At 69.3% G+C, this 17,243-nt stretch carries 15 protein-coding genes; all 15 read left to right on the forward strand.

The genetic code is table 11. From position 1 onward, the window contains the following. Position 1 precedes the first annotated feature (1 nt). The 15 genes from EJP69_RS13380 to EJP69_RS13450 all read left to right on the forward strand — a co-directional run bounded on the left by EJP69_RS13380 (position 2) and on the right by EJP69_RS13450 (position 17,193). The gene (locus EJP69_RS13380) at positions 2–1,627 is read left to right on the forward strand and encodes an AMP-binding protein (RefSeq protein WP_126470563.1); all 1,626 of its coding nucleotides are present in this window, start codon (positions 2–4) and stop codon (positions 1,625–1,627) included. Continuing rightward, positions 1,624–2,796 carry a thiolase family protein gene (locus EJP69_RS13385; protein ID WP_126470565.1) on the forward strand — a complete coding sequence of 391 codons (1,173 nt, stop codon included), beginning with the start codon at positions 1,624–1,626 and terminating at the stop codon, positions 2,794–2,796. Before EJP69_RS13380 ends, EJP69_RS13385 begins: the two co-directional genes overlap by 4 nt. Positions 2,797–2,881: 85 nt before the next feature. Beyond that, a complete protein-coding gene (locus EJP69_RS13390; RefSeq protein ID WP_126470567.1) occupies positions 2,882–4,135 on the forward strand; it encodes an SDR family NAD(P)-dependent oxidoreductase in 1,254 nt (417 codons plus the stop codon). A gap of 16 nt (positions 4,136–4,151) precedes the next feature. Further along, on the forward strand, positions 4,152–4,964 hold the full coding sequence (locus tag EJP69_RS13395) for a cyclase family protein (protein WP_126470569.1): 813 nt from the start codon (positions 4,152–4,154) through the stop codon (positions 4,962–4,964). 139 nt (positions 4,965–5,103) lie between these two features. Further along, positions 5,104–5,838: an SDR family NAD(P)-dependent oxidoreductase gene (locus tag EJP69_RS13400; RefSeq protein ID WP_126470571.1), complete on the forward strand. Its 735-nt coding sequence runs from the start codon at positions 5,104–5,106 to the stop codon at positions 5,836–5,838. 49 nt (positions 5,839–5,887) lie between these two features. After that, positions 5,888–7,054 carry an ABC transporter substrate-binding protein gene (locus EJP69_RS13405; RefSeq protein WP_126470573.1) on the forward strand — a complete coding sequence of 389 codons (1,167 nt, stop codon included), beginning with the start codon at positions 5,888–5,890 and terminating at the stop codon, positions 7,052–7,054. A 23-nt stretch (positions 7,055–7,077) separates the two neighbouring features. After that, on the forward strand, positions 7,078–8,220 hold the full coding sequence (locus EJP69_RS13410) for an ABC transporter substrate-binding protein (RefSeq protein ID WP_126470575.1): 1,143 nt from the start codon (positions 7,078–7,080) through the stop codon (positions 8,218–8,220). A gap of 28 nt (positions 8,221–8,248) precedes the next feature. Beyond that, a complete protein-coding gene (locus EJP69_RS13415; protein ID WP_126470577.1) occupies positions 8,249–9,574 on the forward strand; it encodes an aromatic ring-hydroxylating dioxygenase subunit alpha in 1,326 nt (441 codons plus the stop codon). After that, positions 9,571–10,035, forward strand: coding sequence for an aromatic-ring-hydroxylating dioxygenase subunit beta (locus EJP69_RS13420; protein WP_126470579.1), 465 nt, complete (start codon positions 9,571–9,573; stop codon positions 10,033–10,035). The genes EJP69_RS13415 and EJP69_RS13420 overlap by 4 nt, the downstream gene beginning before the upstream one ends. A 50-nt stretch (positions 10,036–10,085) precedes the next feature. Continuing rightward, positions 10,086–11,249 carry an ABC transporter substrate-binding protein gene (locus EJP69_RS13425; protein WP_093198763.1) on the forward strand — a complete coding sequence of 388 codons (1,164 nt, stop codon included), beginning with the start codon at positions 10,086–10,088 and terminating at the stop codon, positions 11,247–11,249. Between the two features lie 34 nt (positions 11,250–11,283). Further along, positions 11,284–12,339: a branched-chain amino acid ABC transporter permease gene (locus EJP69_RS13430; RefSeq protein WP_093198766.1), complete on the forward strand. Its 1,056-nt coding sequence runs from the start codon at positions 11,284–11,286 to the stop codon at positions 12,337–12,339. Next, entirely contained in the window at positions 12,336–14,132 is a 1,797-nt protein-coding gene (locus EJP69_RS13435) for a branched-chain amino acid ABC transporter ATP-binding protein/permease (RefSeq protein ID WP_126470581.1), read from the forward strand. Before EJP69_RS13430 ends, EJP69_RS13435 begins: the two co-directional genes overlap by 4 nt. Then, entirely contained in the window at positions 14,129–14,860 is a 732-nt protein-coding gene (locus EJP69_RS13440) for an ABC transporter ATP-binding protein (protein WP_093198771.1), read from the forward strand. The genes EJP69_RS13435 and EJP69_RS13440 overlap by 4 nt, the downstream gene beginning before the upstream one ends. Beyond that, complete coding sequence (locus EJP69_RS13445) at positions 14,850–16,439, forward strand: ATP-dependent acyl-CoA ligase (protein WP_126470583.1); 1,590 nt, start codon at positions 14,850–14,852, stop codon at positions 16,437–16,439. The genes EJP69_RS13440 and EJP69_RS13445 overlap by 11 nt, the downstream gene beginning before the upstream one ends. A gap of 4 nt (positions 16,440–16,443) precedes the next feature. After that, positions 16,444–17,193 carry an SDR family NAD(P)-dependent oxidoreductase gene (locus tag EJP69_RS13450; protein WP_126470585.1) on the forward strand — a complete coding sequence of 250 codons (750 nt, stop codon included), beginning with the start codon at positions 16,444–16,446 and terminating at the stop codon, positions 17,191–17,193. The last annotated feature ends 50 nt before the right edge of the window (positions 17,194–17,243 follow it).

Raw genomic sequence — 17,243 nt, forward strand, 5'->3', positions numbered from 1 at the left:
GATGTCACGAGCCACCGTCCATCAAGTCTTCGCGGCCACCGCAGCGCGTACGCCGCAGGCCGAGTTCCTGTTCACCGAGTCGGTGACCGCTGCCGCCTATGGCATCGAGGCGGGCGCCATTCGCTGGGGCGAGGCCGCGACGCAGATAGAAAGCTTGCGCACGGCCTACGCCCAAGCGGGCTACGGCCATGGCCACCGCGTCGGCCTGCTGCTGGAGAACCGGCCCGCCTTTATCTTCCACTGGCTCGCGCTGAACGCGTTGGGCGTGAGCGTGGTGCCGATCAATGCCGAGATGCGCTCGGCCGAGCTGGTCTATTTGATTGGTCACAGCGAAATCGGCCTGGCCGTGACGCTGCCCGAGCGCGCGGCCGACCTGCGCGCCGCGGCGGCACAGGCCGGCATCGCCTTCGAGACGATGGGCCCCGACGATGCCGTCCCCCCCGCGAAGACCGCGGCGCCGCGCGCCCACGAGCCAGTCGGTGTCGACACCGAATGCGGCCTGCTCTACACCTCCGGCACCACCGGCCGCCCCAAGGGCTGCATCCTGAGCAATGCCTACTTCCTGCGCGCGGGTGAGTGGTATGCGGCGCTCGACGGCGTGTGCAGCATCCGGCCCGACAAGGAGCGCGTCATCACGCCGCTGCCGCTCAACCACATGAACGCGATGGCCTTCTCCACCATGGTGGTGCTGGTCGCGGGCGGCTGCCTGGTGCAGCTCGATCGCTTCCATCCAAAGACCTGGCTGGCGAGCGCGAAGGAGAGCGGCGCGACCATCGTTCATTACCTGGGCGTGATGCCGGCCATGCTGCTGTCTGCGCCTGCATCGGCGGCCGACCGCGACCACGCCATCCGCTGGGGCTTCGGCGCCGGTGTGGACCGCAAGAACCACGCGCCCTTCGAGGAGCGCTTCGGCTTCCCGCTGGTCGAGGCCTGGGCAATGACCGAGACCGGCGCGGCCGCCTGCATCATGGCCAACCGCGAGCCGCGCCTCGTGGGTACCAGCTGCTTTGGACGGCAAGAGAGCTTCGTCGAGATCCGCCTCGTGGGCGACGACGGCAGCGAGGTCGGTGTCGACGCTCCGGGCGAACTGCTGGTGCGTTCGGCAGGCCTCGACCCGCGGCGCCATTTCTTCTCCGGCTACCTGAAGGACGAGGAAGCTACGCGCGAAGCCTGGGCCGACGGCTGGTTCCACACCGGCGACCTGGTGCGCCGCGATGCGCAGGGCAATTTCTTCTTCGTCGACCGCAAGAAGAACGTGATCCGCCGCAGCGGCGAGAACATCTCCGCCGTCGAGGTCGAGAGCGTGCTCAACCAGCATCCGGCCGTGAAGACTTCGGCCGTGGCTGCCACGCCCGACGAGGTGCGCGGCGACGAGGTGCTGGCCTGCATCGTGATGCGCGAAGGCGTCGATGCCTCGAAGCCGGAGCAGACTGCGGCCAGCATCGTCGAGCACGCGCTGGCCCAGCTCGCCTACTACAAGGCGCCCGGCTACGTGGCCTTCGTCGATGCGCTGCCGCTCACGCCCTCGCAGAAGATCCAGCGCGGGCAACTGCGCGAGATGGCGCAATCGCTGCCCGGTCAGGCCCGTTGCATCGACACCCGCTCGATGAAGAAGAGGCAGGCATGACGGCGAAGCGGCTTTCCTATGAAGGCGTCGCGGTCGCGGTGCCCGTGACCGTGCCCTATGTGCGCTACTCCACGCGCACCGCGCACTGGTTCATCGGCCAGGCCATCGAGGCGCTGGTGAAAGCCAGCGGCGTGGCCAAGGAAGAGATCGACGGCCTTTGCCTCAGCAGCTTCTCGCTCGCGCCCGATACGGCCGTGGGCGTCACGCAGCACCTGGGCCTGTCGCCGCGCTGGCTCGACCACGTGCCCACCGGCGGTGCCTCCGGCGTGATGTGCCTGCGCCGCGCCGCGCGGGCAGTGCAGGCGGGCGACGCGGACATCGTCGCTTGCGTGGGCGCCGACACCAACCACGTCGACTCCTTCCGCCAGACGCTCGGCAGCTTCAGCAACTTCGCTCGCGACGCGAGCTACCCGTACGGTTCGGGCGGGCCGAACTCGATCTTCGCGTTCATCACCGCCAACTACATGCGCACCTACGGCGCGAAGCGCGAGGACTTCGGCCGCATCTGCGTGGACCAGCGCACCAACGCGCTGGGCAACCCCAATGCGATGTTCAAGAAGGCGCTGACCCTCGACGAGTACATGGCCGCACGACCCATCTCCGATCCGATTCATCTCTTCGATTGCGTGATGCCCTGCGCCGGCGCCGACGCGTTCCTCGTGATGAGCGAGGAACGCGCGCGCGACCTGGGCCTTGCGCATGTCGTGATCCGCGGTGCCATCGAGCGCCACAACGCCTACGCCGAAGACCCGGTGATGGTGCAGGGCGGCTGGCGCAAGGACCGCGACGACCTCTACGCACAGGCCGGCATCCAGCCCGCGGAGCTCGACTTCGTGCAGACCTACGACGACTACCCCGTCATCGTGATGATGCAGTTCGAGGACCTGGGCTTCTGCGAGAAAGGCGAAGGCCCGGCCTTCGTTCAGGCCAACACCATGACCTTCGACGGCAGCTTTCCGAACAACACCAGCGGCGGCCAGCTCTCGGCCGGGCAGGCGGGTGCCGCGGGCGGCTTCCTCGGCATGGTCGAGGCGATCAGGCAACTCACCGACCAGGCCGGACAACGTGCCGTGCCGAATGCCCAGTCGGGCCTCGTCGCCGGCTTCGGCATGGTGACCTACGACCGCTGCCTGTGCACAGGCGCGGTGATCCTGGGGAGACCGGAATGATGAGCCCCCACGTTTGCCGCTTCGCGGCTGCACTTCCCCCCGAGGGGGCCGCGCGCCTGCCTTGGGGCGGCCCGGCGGAGGCGCCATGACGATGCCCCTGATGCGCCCCCCGCGCAAGAACCCGGTGCTGCGCACCCGGCAGATGAACCTGCCGCCCGGCGCGCGCGGCCGCGTGGCGCTCGGCCTTACGGCTGCCGCAGCCGAAGGCCGCTTCGAACTCCAGACCTGCGACGACTGCGGCACGGTGCAGTACCCGCCGCGAGAGGTCTGCCACAAGTGCCTCTCGGCCGCGCTGCGCTGGCGCGAGCAGAGCGGCGAGGGCGAGCTGCTCGGCAGCACCACGCTGCATCACAGCAACGACCTGTTCTTCCGCGAGCGGTTGCCCTGGCGGCTGGGCCTGGTGCACCTGGATGCCGGCCCCACGCTCATGGTCCACCTGCACGGCGAGGTTGGCGACGCGCCGCAGAGAGTGCGCGTGGGCGCACGGCTCGACCGCGCGGGCCAGGCCGTTCTCATTGGTTTTCCGAACGAAGGGAGTCCCCACATGGCCGACGACAAGATGCTGCGCGAGATGACCAGCGACCCCAAGTTCCGCAAGGTGCTGGTGACCGACGGCAAGACCGAGACCGGACAGGCCATCGTGCGTGCGCTGGTGAAGGCCGGTGCCGACATCGTCTGGGTCGGCCACGCCGAGCCCTGGAAAAAGATGGGCGACGGGCTTGACGACATCTCGGCGCTGCCGCAGGTCACGCTGGTGCCGCTGGATTTGACCAACGGCCGCCAGGTGACGGAGCTTGCCGGCTCCATCGGCGGCAAGGTCGACATCGTCATCAACAACGCGGAGGTGCACCGCACCTTCGGCATCGGCGCACGGCGCGGCACGGACGTGGCCAAGGCCGAGATGGACATCAACTACTTCGGGCTTCTGCGTCTCGCGCAGGAGTTCGGGCCTGCGCTGAAAGGCCGCTCGGCCGATGGCGTGACGGGCGCGACGGCCTGGGTCAACCTGCTGTCTATCTACGCACTGAGCAACTTTCCGCCGCACGGCACCTTCAGCGCATCGAAGGCGGCGGCGCACTCGCTCGCGCAATGCCTGCGCGCCGAGATGCGGCCGGCCGGCATCCGCGTGATCAACGTGTTCCCCGGGCCCATCGACGACGAATGGAACCAGCACACGCCGCCGCCCAAGCTCGCCCCCACCGCGCTGGCCAACGCCATCGTGAAGGCGCTGCGCGACGGCGTGGAGGACGTGTACCCGGGCGACGTGGCGCAGGAGTGGCTGGAGCGCTGGCGCGACAACCCCAAGGTGCTCGAGCGCGAGCTGGCTGCAGGCGGCTGAGACAGGAGCCACAAGAATGACCACCACGACCGAACTGATGTCCACCGCCGAGATCCTCGGCGGCCTGGTGACCGCCATGGCCAGCGGCCGCATCCGCGTGATCGACCTCACGCAGACGCTGACGCCAGAGTTCCCGCAGATCGCGCTGCCGCCCGAGATGGGCCAGTGCTGGCCCTTCCGCATCGAGGAAGTGTCGAAGTACGACGAGCGCGGCCCCGGCTGGTACTGGAACAACTTCTCCTGCGGGGAGCACACCGGCACGCACTTCGACGCGCCGATCCACTGGATCTCGGGCCGCGACCTGCCGAACAACTCGGTCGACACCATTCCCGTGCAGCACTTCGTGGCGCCGGCCTGCGTGATCGACTGCTCGCCGCAGGTGAAGGACGACCCCGACTACCTGCTGACCCTCGAGGACATCGAGGCCTACGAGGCTGCGCACGGCCGCATCCCGAAGGGCGCGTGGGTGCTGATGCGCACCGACTGGTCGAAACGCACCGACCCCGAGGCCTACCAGAACTTCGACGAGACGGGCCAGCACACGCCGGGCCCGAGCACCGCGGCCGTGCGCTTCCTGGTCGAGCAGCGCGACGTGCTGGGCTTCGGCTCGGAGGCCATCGGCACCGATGCCGGACAAGGCTATCACCTGCGCCCGCCGTACCCCTGCCACTACTACATGCACGGCGCGGGCCGCTACGGGCTGCAGTGCTTGAGCAACCTCGACCTGCTGCCGCCTTCGGGCGCGGTGCTGATCTGCCCGCCGCTGAAGATCGAGAAGGGCAGCGGCAGTCCTCTGCGTGTGCTGGCGCTGGTGGGAGCCTCGGCATGAGCTTTTGCACCCGCATCGGTTTTGGCTCCTTCTCCCGCTTGCGGGAGAAGGCGGGGGATGAGGGCCCTGCGTCTTGCGCACACCCTCACCCCAGCCCTCTCCCGCACGCGGGAGAGGGAGCAAGACAGGGAGATCGCGCATGAGCAACATAGCCCCCAAGGTCGCAGCCGTCACCGGCGGCAGCGCCGGCATCGGCAAGGCCATCTGCGAAGACCTGCTCGCGCAGGGTTACGAGGTGGTGTCGCTCGCGCGCCGCAAGGCGGAGATCGACCACCCGAAGCTGCACAGCATCGAGGTCGACCTGAGCGACCGCGCCGCCACGGGCGAGGCGGTGCGCGAGCTGGTCGAGCGCTTCTCGCCCACCACCATCGTCCACAACGCCGGCGTGATTCGCGCCGCGCTGCTGCCCGATGTGAAGCTCGACGATCTCGACGCGCTGGTCGACCTGCACCTGGGCTGTGCGATCCAGCTCGTGCAAGGTGCATTGCCCGCGATGCGTGCGCAGCGCTTCGGCCGCGTGGTGCTGCTGTCGTCGCGCGCCGCGCTGGGCCTGGCCACACGCACCAGCTACTCGGCCACCAAGGCCGGCATGCTGGGCATGGCGCGCACCTGGGCGCTGGAGCTCGCGGCCGAGGGCATCACGGTGAACGTGGTGGCGCCGGGGCCCATCCGTACCGACATGTTCTACGACGTGGTCGAGGCCGGCAGCGAGAAGGAACGCGCTCTCGCCGCCTCGGTGCCCGTCAAGCGCCTGGGCGAATCGGCCGACGTGGCACGCGCCGTGCGTTTCTTCGCCGATGCCGACAACAGCTTCGTCACCGGCCAGGTGCTGTATGTGTGCGGCGGCACCAGCGTCGGAAGCCTCGCCCTCTGAGTTCGCAGTTTTTCTCACGTCCAACCAAAACCACCTCTGGAGCATCGCCATGAAAGTCATGAACCGAATTCGCACACTCGCGGCCGTGGCCGTGGGCCTCGGCGCGCTGAGCGCCGCGGGCGCGTGGGCCGCCGATCTCAAGGTCGGCTTCATCACTTCGATGTCAGGGCCGGTGTCGTCGCTCGGCATTCCCTACGACAAGGGCATGAAGGCGGCCGTGGCCTACAAGTCGGAGGTCGGTGGCCGCAAGGTGCAGGTGATCCAGCTCGACGATGCGTCCGATCCGTCCACGGCCGCGCGCAACGCGCGCAAGCTGATCGAGGACGACAAGGTCGACGTCATCATCGGCACGGCCGGCGCGCCGGGTTCGCTGGCCATCGCCGGCGTGGCGCGCGAGACGAAGACACCGCTGATCTCCATCGCCAACGCCGACCTGCCCGGCGATGACGGCGCATGGATGGTGACGCTGCCGCAGCCCGCGCCGCTGATGATGGGCGCGATGGTCGAGAAGATGAAGCAGGCCGGCGTGAAGACGGTGGCCTACATCGGCTACTCCGACGCCTGGGGCGACCTGGTGTACGACGCGCTCATGAAGTCGGCGCCCGGCGCCGGCATCAAGGTGGTGAGCAACGAGCGCTATGCGCGCAGCGATTCGTCGGTGGCCGGCCAGGTGCTGAAGATCGTGGCGCTGCGCCCCGACGCGGTGATCACCGGTGCCTCGGGCACGCCGGGCGCGCTGCCGTACCTCGCGCTCACCGAGCGCGGCTACAAGGGAAAGATCTACGGCATGCACTCGCTGATCAACCCCGACTTCATCCGCGTCGGCGGTCCCTCGGTCGAAGGCCTGCTGGCGCCCACGGGCCCCGTGGTGGTGGCCGAGCAGCTGCCCGACAACAACCCGATGAAGAAGATCGCGATGGACTTCCGCGCCGCCTTCCAGAAGGCCAACGGCGCACCGCCCACCGACACCTTCTCGGCCTACAGCTTCGATGCGTGGCTGATCTATCTCGACGCCGCGCAGCGCGCGCTGGCCGGCAAGGCCGAGCCCGGCACGCCTCAGTTCCGCCTGGCGCTGCGCGATGCCATCGTCAGCACCAAGGAGCTGGTGGGCACGCACAGCGTCTACAACTTCAAGCCGACCGACCGCTATGGCTCGGACGACCGCTCGCGTGTCGTCGTGAGGCTCGACAAGGGCCAATGGAAGCTGGTTCCCTGAGGCGCCCCGACGTGAAAGCCCCAATGAAAAAGATCACCCGCATCCTCGCCGCCACTGCCGTCTCACTGGCCACGGCGCAGGCCATGGCCGCCGACCTGAAGATCGGCTTCATCAGCTCGCTCTCGGGGCCGGTGGCCGCGCTGGGTGTGCCGTACGAGAAGGGTATCCGCGCGGCCATCGCGGAGCGTCCGGAGATCGCCGGGCGCAAGGTGCAGCTGATCGTGCTCGACGACGCATCCGATCCCACCACCGCCGGCCGCAACGCGCGCAAGCTGGTGACCGAGGACAAGGTCGACGTGCTCATCGGCACCTCGGGCGTGCCGGGCGCGATGGCCATCGCCTCGGTGGCGCGCGAGCTCAACACGCCGCTGATCTCGCCCACGCCGGTGACGATTCCCGGCCCCGAGGGCGCGTGGACGGTGACGGTGTCGCAGCCCTTCCAGCTCATGGTGGCGGGCGTGGTCGATCGCATGAAGAAGTCGGGCGTGAAGACGGTGGCCTTCATCGGCTTCTCCGACGCGCTGGGCGACCTGGCCTACGACTCGCTGGTCAAGAGCGCAGACGCCGCCGGCATCAAGGTGGTGGCGAACGAGCGCTATGCGCGCAGCGATTCGTCGGTGGCCGGCCAGGTGCTGAAGATCGTCGCGGCCAGGCCCGACGCGGTGTTCGCCGGCAACTCGGGCACGCCGGGCGCACTGCCGTACATCGCGCTGGCCGACCGTGGCTACAAGGGAAAGATCTACGGCACGCACGGCCTCATCAACGCCGACTTCGTGCGCGTGGGCGGTGCTTCCATCGAAGGCCTGCAGGTGCCCAGCGGCCCGGTGCTGGTGGCCGACCAGCTGCCCGACACGAATCCGATCAAGAAGGTGTCGATGGGCTTTCGCAACGCCTACCAGAAGCTCAACGGCGCGGTGCCGACCGATGCCTTCTCGTCGTACACCTACGACGCGTACCTGCTGCTGGCCGACGCGGCCTCGCGCGCCAAGGGCGAGCCGGGCACGCCGGCCTACCGCACGGCGCTGCGAGATGCGATCGTGAGCACCAAGGAGCTGGTGGGCACGCACGGCGTCTACACCTTCAAGCCCGACGACCGCTATGGCTCCGACCAGCGCGGCGTGGTCATCGTGCAGATGACCAAGGGCCAGTGGAAATTGGTCCCGTAGCCCCGGACCGGCCACCGAGCACATTGCCATGACCACCTACCGCAACCGCCCCGATCTCGTCGCGGCGCTGGTGCAGGACGACCGGGTGCACCGCGACCTGTACCTCAGCGAGGAGCTCTTCGCGCTGGAGCAGGAGCACCTGTTCGCCGGCACCTGGGTCTTCCTGGGCCATGCGAGCCAGGTGCCGCAGGCCGGCGACTTCGTCACGCAGGAGATCGCGGGGCGGCCGCTGATCATGGTGCGCCAGCCCGACGGCGACGTGCACGTGCTCTACAACCGCTGCGCCCACAAGGGCACGCAACTGGTGACGGACGAGTGCGGCAACACCGGCCGCTTCTTCCGCTGCCCGTACCACGCATGGACCTACAAGCTCGACGGCGCGCCGCTCGGGCTGCCGCTGAAGAACGGCTACGAAGGCACGCAGCTCAAGGCCTGCGAGTCGGGGCAGGGGCTGTCGGTGGTCAGGAACGTGAAGGTGTACCGCGACTTCGTCTTCGTACGGCTGTCGGACACCGGCCCCTCGTTCGAGGACTACTTCGGCGAGGTGCTGGGCGCGCTCGACAACATGGTCGACCGCTCGCCCGAAGGCCGGCTCACGGTGGGCGGCGGTGTGCTGCGCAACATCGTCCACTGCAACTGGAAGATGTACCTGGAGAACATCAACGACACGGTGCACCCGATGTCCACGCACGAGTCGGCCACCAAGGCGGCCGAGGCGCTGTGGGAAGGCCATGCGCCTTCCGACCCGAAGCCGATGGCGATGGAGCAGATCCTGCCCTTCGGCTCGGGCTACGAATTCTTCGACAGGATGGGCGGGCGCGTGTTCGCCAACGGTCACAGCGTGCTGGGAGTGAACTTCAGCATCCATTCCAACTATGCGCAGCTGCCCGAATACGAGGCCGCGATGCGCGCCGCGCACGGCGAGGAGCGCGCAGCGGAGATCCTGCAACGCTCGCCGCAGAACTCGGTCTTCTTCCCGAGCCTGTCGATCAAGGGCTCGCCGCAGGCCATTCGCGTGATCCGCCCGCTGGCGGCCGACCGCACGCTGATCGAGGCCTGGAGCTTCCGCGCGGCCGGTGCGCCCGCGCTGCTCTTCGAGCGGGCCATGAGCTACAACCGGCTCGTGTTCTCGCCGATGTCGGTGGTCGCGCATGACGACGTGCACCTGTTCGAGAGCATCCAGCAGGGCCTGCGCGCCGGCGGCAACGAATGGGTGAGCCTGCATCGCAACTTCGATCCAGCCGAGAAGCAGCAGTCCACGATCACCACCAACGGCACCAACGAGTTGCTGATGCGCAACCAGTTCCGCGCCTGGGCCAAGGCCATGGCGGCGGGCATGGAGGCCACGGCATGACGGACCCGCGCGATTTCGTCGCCCACGAGGCGGCGCTGCTCGACGAGCGCCGCCTCGACGACTGGCTGGCCCTGTTCGCGGAAGACGGCCACTACTGGGTGCCGCTGCTCGGCGCGGCGCAGGCCGATCCGTTCTCGCACAACTCGCTGGCCTATGAAGACCGGCTGCTGCTGCAGCTGCGGGTGGATCGGTTGAAGAACCCGCGCGCGCATTCGCAACACCCCGCGAGCCACAGCCAGCACGTGCTGCAGCCCTCGCGCGTGGAGCGCGAGGAGGGCGACGAGGCCTGGCTGCGCACGCCGTTCCTCTACGTCGAGGCGCGCGGCGAAGGCCAGATCCTGCTGAGCGGCACGGCACGCCATCACCTCGTTCGCACATCCGCCGGCTGGCTGATCCGCGAGAAGCGCGTCGACCTGCTCAACGCGGGGCGTGCCCTGCCGGCCATCCAGTTGTTCATCTGAGTTACCCAACCACCTCTGTCCATTCCAACAATCCTCACCGGAGCTACGACATGAAGAGCCTGATGCAGACCTTGACGCGCGGCACCCTTGCCGCCGCGCTGACCGCCTGTGGCATTGCCAGCGCCATCGCCGCCGACCTGAAGGTCGGCCTGAGCGTGTCGCTGTCGGGGCCGAACTCCTCGCTGGGCGTGCCCTACGCCAAGGGCATGCAGGCCGCGCTGGCCTACAAGCCCGAAGTGAACGGCCGCAAGATCCAGCTGGTGGTGCTCGACGACGGCTCCGACCCCACCACGGCCGGGCGCAACGCGCGCAAGCTGATCGAGGAAGAGAAGGTGGACGTGCTCATGGGCACTTCGGGCGTGCCCGCCGCCATCGCGATGGCGCAGGTCGGCAAGGAGGCGAAGACGCCGATGATCGGCCTCACGCCCATCCTGCTCGACCCCAACGAGAACCCGTGGGTGATGACGGTGGCGCAGCCCACGCAGCTCATGATCGACGCGGTGGTCGAGCGCATGAAGCGCAACAACGTGAAGACCGTGGGCTACATCGGCTTCTCCGACGCCTGGGGCGACCTAGTGTACGAGGCGCTGACGAAGGCCGCGCCCGGCGCCGGCATCAAGGTGGTGAGCAACGAGCGCTACGCGCGCTCCGACGCGTCGGTGACGGGGCAGGTGCTGAAGATCGTGGCGCTGCGCCCCGATGCGGTGATGACCGGCGGTGCCGGCACGCCGGGCGCGCTGCCGTTCCTCGCGCTGCAGGAGCGCGGCTTCAAGGGCGGCGTGTACGGCCAGCACGGTCTCATCAATCCCGACTTCGTGCGCGTGGTCGGCGCGGCTGGTCAGAACGCGCTGATGCCCACCGGCCCGGTGATCGTGGCCGAGCAGCTGCCGGACGAGTACCCGACCAAGAAGATCGCGACCGATTTCCGCGCCGTGTTCCAGAAGGTCAACAACGCGCCGACCAGCGATGCCTTCTCGGCCTATTCCTTCGACGGCTGGCTGGTGTTCGCCGATGCCGCCTCGCGCGCGATGAAGAAGGCCGAGCCGGGCACGCCCGAGTTCCGCGTGGCGCTGCGCGACGCCATCTTCAGCACGAAGGAAGTGGTGGGCACGCACGGCGTCTACACCTTCAAGCCCGGCAGTCTCTACGGCGTGGACGAACGCGCCCGGGTGATCGTCAAGCTCGACAACGGCCAATGGAAGCTCGCACCTTGAACCTCATGCAATCGACTTTCCGGAGGGCCGCGCGATGACGTGGGACGTGGCCCTGATCCTGATCACCGACGGCCTGGCCAACGGTGCGATCTACCTGCTGGCCGGGCTCGGGCTGGTGCTGATCTTCTCCGTCACGCGGGTGGTGTTCGTGCCCTTCGGCGACATCGCGGCCTTCGCGGCGCTGTCGCTCGCGGCCTTCGAGACCGGTCGCGTGCCGCCGACCATCGGCATGGTCGCCACGCTGGCGGCCCTGGCGCTGGTCACCGAGATCGGCAGCCTGCTGCGGCGCGGCGAGGCCGCGCGCATTCCGAAGGCGGTGCTGACCTGGGGCGTGCTGCCCGCCATCCCGTGCGTGCTGGCCTGGCTGGCGGCGCGGCCCGGCGTGCCCGTGGCGGTGCACATCGCGGTGGCGGTGCTGCTGGTGGTGCCCATCGCACCGCTGCTCGCGCGAGTGGTGTTCCAGCCGATCGCGGATGCCTCGGTGCTGGTGCTGCTGATCGTGTCGCTGGCGCTGCACTTCCTGCTGTCGGGCCTGGGCCTGCTGTTCTTCGGGCCCGAGGGCTCGCGTACGACGCCGCTGACCAGCGCCGTCTTCACGCTGGGCGAGGGCTTCACCGTCAGCGGGCAGGTGGTGCTGATGGTGGGAGCGGCCATCGTGCTGAGCGGCCTGTTCTTCCTGGTGTTCGAGCGCACGGTGGCCGGCAAGGCGCTGCGCGCCACGGCGGTGAACCGGGTGGGCGCGCGGCTGGTCGGCATCCGGCCGGTGCGCACCGCGCTGCTGGCGTATGGCTGCGCCTCGCTGCTGGCGGGGCTGATCGGCGTGCTGATCGCACCGGTGACGACGATGTACTACGACTCGGGCTTCATCATCGGCCTGAAGGCCTTCGTGGCCGCAATCATCGGCGGCCTCGTGAGCTACCCGATGACGGCACTGGGTGCGCTCGCGGTCGGCGTGGTGGAGAGCTTCGCCTCGTTCTGGAGCGGCGCGCTGAAGGATGTCATCGTGTTCAGCCTGCTGATACCGGTGCTGATGCTGCGTTCCTTCATGGCCGCGCATGCCGAAGAGGAAGAAGAGGAGGTGGACCAATGAGCGCCGGCAACAGCAACAACAAGCGCAAGGTACTGGTCGCCGTGCTCGTCGTCGTGCTGGCGCTGGTGCCGGTGTTCGCGGGCAGCTTCACCGTCTCGCTGCTCAACGACATCGGAATCGGCGCGCTCGTGGCGCTGGGCCTCGTGCTGCTGACCGGCGTGGGTGGTGCCACCTCGTTCGGCCAGGCGGCCTTCGTGGGCATTGCTGCCTATGCGACCGCATGGCTCACCACCACGCAGGGCATGTCGCCCTGGGTGGGGCTGCTGTTCGCGCTGCTGCTCACGGGGCTGTCGGCACTGGCCATCGGCATGCTCACGCTGCGGCTGGGCGGGCACTTCCTGCCGCTGAGCACCATCGCCTGGGGGCTGTCGATCGCGATGCTGTTCGGCAACGTCGATGCGCTGGGCCGGCACACGGGCCTCTCGAACATTCCGCCGCTGCAGATCGCGGGCTGGTCGCTGGCCGATCCGCGCGCAATGTACTGCCTGATCTGGGTGGTGGTGGGGTTGGCCTGCCTGTTCAGCCACAACCTGCTGCAGTCGCGGCCGGGGCGCGCCATTCGCGGCCTGCGCGGCGGCGCGACGCTGCTGGCGAGCGTGGGGGCGGATGCGTACCGCGTGCGGCTCTCGCTGTTCGTTACGGCGGCCCTCCTCGCGGGGCTGGCGGGCTGGCTCTATGCGCACATGAACCGCTTCGTGAGCCCGTCGCCGTTCGACGTGCGCGCCAGCATCGAGTACCTGCTGATGGCCGTGGCCGGCGGGCTCGGCCAGCTGGCGGGCGCGCTGGTGGGCGCCGCGCTGGTGCTGGTGCTGAAGAACAGCCTGCAGGACGTGCTGCCCATGCTGACCCAACGCGCGGGCCAGCTGGAGGCGGTGGCCTTCGCGGCGCTCTTCATCCTGCTGCTGCACTTCGCTCGCGGCGGGGTGATGGGGCTGCTGCGCCGCTGGACGAACCGCCGCGGCGGCACGCGCGGGCCTTCGCGCCACGAGGGCCCGGCGGTCGAGCCGCTGCCGCACCGCACGCTGCCCGCTCGCGGCTCGCCGGTGCTGTCGGTGAACGGCGCGGTCAAGCGCTTCGGCGGGCTGGTGGCGGTGAACGACGTGAGCTTCGACGTGAAGGCCGGCGAGATCGTCGGCCTGATCGGGCCCAACGGCGCGGGCAAGTCGACCATGTTCAACCTGCTGACCTGCACTTTGCCCATGAGCGCGGGCAAGGTGCGCTTCCTCGACCACGACATCGCCGGCATGCCGCAGCGCGAGGTGGCGCGGCTGGGGCTGGCGCGCACCTTCCAGCACGTGAAGCTGCGGCCGCACATGAGCCTGCTCGACAACGTGGCGCTGGGCGCGCATTCGCGCACGCGCTCGGGCATCCTGAAGGCGGGGCTGCGGCTCGACCGCACGGAGGAGCAGCAGATCCTGCAGGAGGCGCAGCGCCAGCTCGACCGCATCGGCCTGGGCGACCGGGCGCACGAGCAGGCGGGCAGCCTGCCGCTGGGCACGCAGCGCATCCTCGAGATTGCGCGCGCGCTGGCCGCCGACCCGGTGCTGCTGGTGCTCGACGAGCCCGCCGCCGGCCTGCGGCGCAAGGAAAAGATGGCGCTCGGCGACCTGCTGCGCAAGCTGCGCGAGGAGGGCGTGACCATCCTCATCGTCGAGCACGACATGGACTTCGTGATGAAACTGGTGGACAGGCTGGTGGTGATGAACTTCGGCTCCAAGCTCGTGGAGGGCGTGCCCTCGGCGGTGCGCTCAGACGAGCGCGTGCAGGCGGCCTACCTGGGGAGCGTCGTATGACAGCGATGCTGGAGATTGGGGACCTGCACGTGTCCTACGGGCAGGTCGAGGCGGTGCGGGGCGTGTCGCTCGACCTGCAGCCGGGGCAGATCATCTCGGTGATCGGCCCGAACGGCGCGGGCAAGACAACGCTGCTGGCCGCCGCCATGGGCCTGCTGCCTTGCAAGGGCACGCTGCGCTTCGAGGGCGAGGACCTGCAGGGGCTCGACGTGGAGGCGCGCGTGGAGCGCGGCCTGTGCCTCGTGCCCGAGAAGCGCGAGCTGTTCGGCGAGCTCACCGTGCTCGACAACCTGCAGCTCGGCGCGTATGCCAAGCGGCTGCGCGGCGACGCGATGAAGAAGCGGCTGCAGTCGGTGTACGACCGCTTTCCGCGGCTGGCCGAGCGCCGCGCCCAGCGCGCCGACACGCTATCGGGCGGCGAGCGCCAGATGCTGGCCGTGGGGCGGGCGCTGATGTCCGCGCCACGCCTGCTGATGCTCGACGAGCCCAGCCTGGGCCTTGCGCCGCTGATCGTGCGCGACATCCTCGCCATCGTGCGCAAGCTGCGGGAGGACGGCGTCTCGATCTTGCTGGTGGAGCAGAACGCGCGCGCGGCGCTCGAGAGTTCGGACGAAGGCTACGTGCTGGAGACGGGCGAGATCGCGCTGTCGGGTGCCTCGGCCGAACTGGCGAGCGACCCCCGGGTGCAGGCCACCTACCTCGGCGGAGGCACGCACGATGACGAATGACCCGCGCGCCGTGCCGCCCGCGCAGCGCACGCTGCCGGCGATGCTGCAGCGTCAGGCCGGGTTGTTCGGCTCGCGCGCGCTGCTGCGCATTGCGGGCGGAGAGTGGACGCATCGCGATGCGGCGCAAGTCGCGGCCGTGCGTGCTGGGGCATTGGCTGCCGCCGGCGTGGCGCGCGGCGACCGCATCGCGGTGATGTGCGGCAATCGCGTCGAGTTTCTCGAGAGCTTTCTCGGCGCGGGTTGGCTGGGTGCGTCGACGGTGCCGGTCAACACGGCGTCGATGGGGCCGCAGATCGAGTACTTCCTCGCGAACAGCGAGGCGAAGCTGCTGGTGATCGAAGGCAGCTTTCTGGAGCGGCTCGCGACGGCAGACCTGGCGCGCACCGGACTGAGAGAGATCTGGGTCGTCGGCGAAGCGGCTGCCGGTGCATGGCAGGCTCCGGCCGGCGTGCGCGTGGCGGCCTACCCGAAGGGCGGCGAGCCGGTCGCCCCCGCGGCGGTGCAACCCGGCGACCCGCTCGCGATCCTCTACACCTCGGGCACGACGGGGCCCGCCAAGGGCGTGGTCTGCCCGCACGCGCAGTATTTCTGGTGGGGCGTGAACAGCGCGGAAGTGCTTGGCGTCGGCGCCGACGACGTGCTGTGCACCACGCTGCCGCTGTTCCACATCAACGCACTCAACACATTCGCGCAGGCCTCGCTGACGGGGGGCAAGGTGGTGTTCGAGCCGCGCTTTTCGGCCTCGGGCTTCTGGCCGACGATGCGCGCGAGCGGGGCGACCGTGGTCTATCTGCTGGGCGCGATGGTGCCGATTTTGCTGGCGCAGCCCGAGGGCGAAGGGGAGCGCGACCATCGCGTGCGCACCGGCCTCGGGCCCGGCGTTCCATCGGCCGCAGGTGCCGCGTTCAAGGCGCGCACGGGCGTGTCGCTGCTCGAGGGCTATGGCTCGACCGAGACCAACTTCGCCATCGCCACCGCGCCCGATTCGCCGCGCGGCGGCGTGATGGGCTGGCTGCGCCCGGGCTTCCAGGCGCGCGTGGCCGATGAGGACGACGTGGAGCTACCGGCCGGTGAGGCGGGCGAACTGCTGCTGCGCGCCGACGAGCCGCATGCCTTCGCGAGCGGCTACTTCAACATGGCGGAGAAGACCGTCGAGGCCTGGCGCAATCTCTGGTTCCACACAGGCGACCGCGTGGTGCGCGATGCGGACGGGGCCTTCCGTTTCGTCGACCGCATCAAGGACGCGATCCGCCGGCGCGGGGAGAACATCTCGTCCTTCGAGGTCGAGCAGGTGCTGCTTAGCCATCCGGGCGTGGCTTCGTGCGCCGTGTATCCGGTGCGCTCGGAGCTCGCCGAAGACGAGGTGATGGCCGCGCTCGTGGCCCGCGAGGGCGCGGCGATCGACCCTGCCGAGCTCGCGCGCTTCTGCGAAGGCCGACTGCCGTACTTCGCCGTACCGCGTTACATCGACGTGCTGGCGGACCTGCCGCGCACCGAGAACGGCAAGGTGCAGAAGTTCAAGCTGCGCGAACGCGGCGTGGGGCCGCAGACCTGGGACGGACGGCCCGCGAGGGCCTGAGGCGATGGCGAAGCCGGCGCTGCTCCCTCTCTCCGGACGCGTGGCGTTCGTGACCGGTGCGGGGCAGGGCCTGGGGGCCGCCATCGCGCGGGGATTGAGCGAGGCCGGGGCGCGCGTGGCCCTGGCCGACATCGAACTTGCGAATGCCGAAGCCGTTGCGGCGGAGATCGGCGGGCTCGCATTGCAGCTCGACGTGCGTGACGAGGCGGCGTTTTCCGGCTGCTTCGACAGGGCCGTCGCGCATTTCGGCGCCGTCGACATCATGGTCAACAACGCGGCGCGCACGCCGACGACCTCGCTCTGGGACATCACGCCCGGGGAGTGGGACGACGTGCTGGCCATCAACCTGCGAGGCAGCTTCTTCGGCTGCCGCATCGCTGGGCGCCACATGCGCGAGCGCGGCGAGGGCCGCATCGTCAACCTGAGCTCGATGGCCGGGCAGCAGGCCAGCAGCGCGACGGGCGTGCACTACGCGGCGAGCAAGGCGGGTCTGCTGGCGCTGACGCGTTCCTTCGCGCAGGAACTGGCGCCGCACGGCGTGACGGTGAATGCGCTGGCGCCGGCGGCGATCGGAAGCCCTGCGCTCGAGGCCATGGAGCCCGCGCGGCGGCAGGCGCTGCAGGCCGGCATTCCGCTCGGCCGCTTCGGGCTGGCCGAGGAGGTGGCTGCGGCCGTCGTCTACCTTGCCTCTCCGGCGGCCGCCTTCATCACCGGGGCGACCCTGGACCTCAATGGCGGCCGTTTCATGCGCTGACAACCTGCCCGGCGCAGGTCGCTAAAATGATTCATAACTAAATCATTCAG

The organism is Variovorax gossypii, from assembly GCF_003965815.1.
GTDB classification, from domain to species: Bacteria; Pseudomonadota; Gammaproteobacteria; order Burkholderiales; family Burkholderiaceae_C; genus Variovorax; species Variovorax gossypii.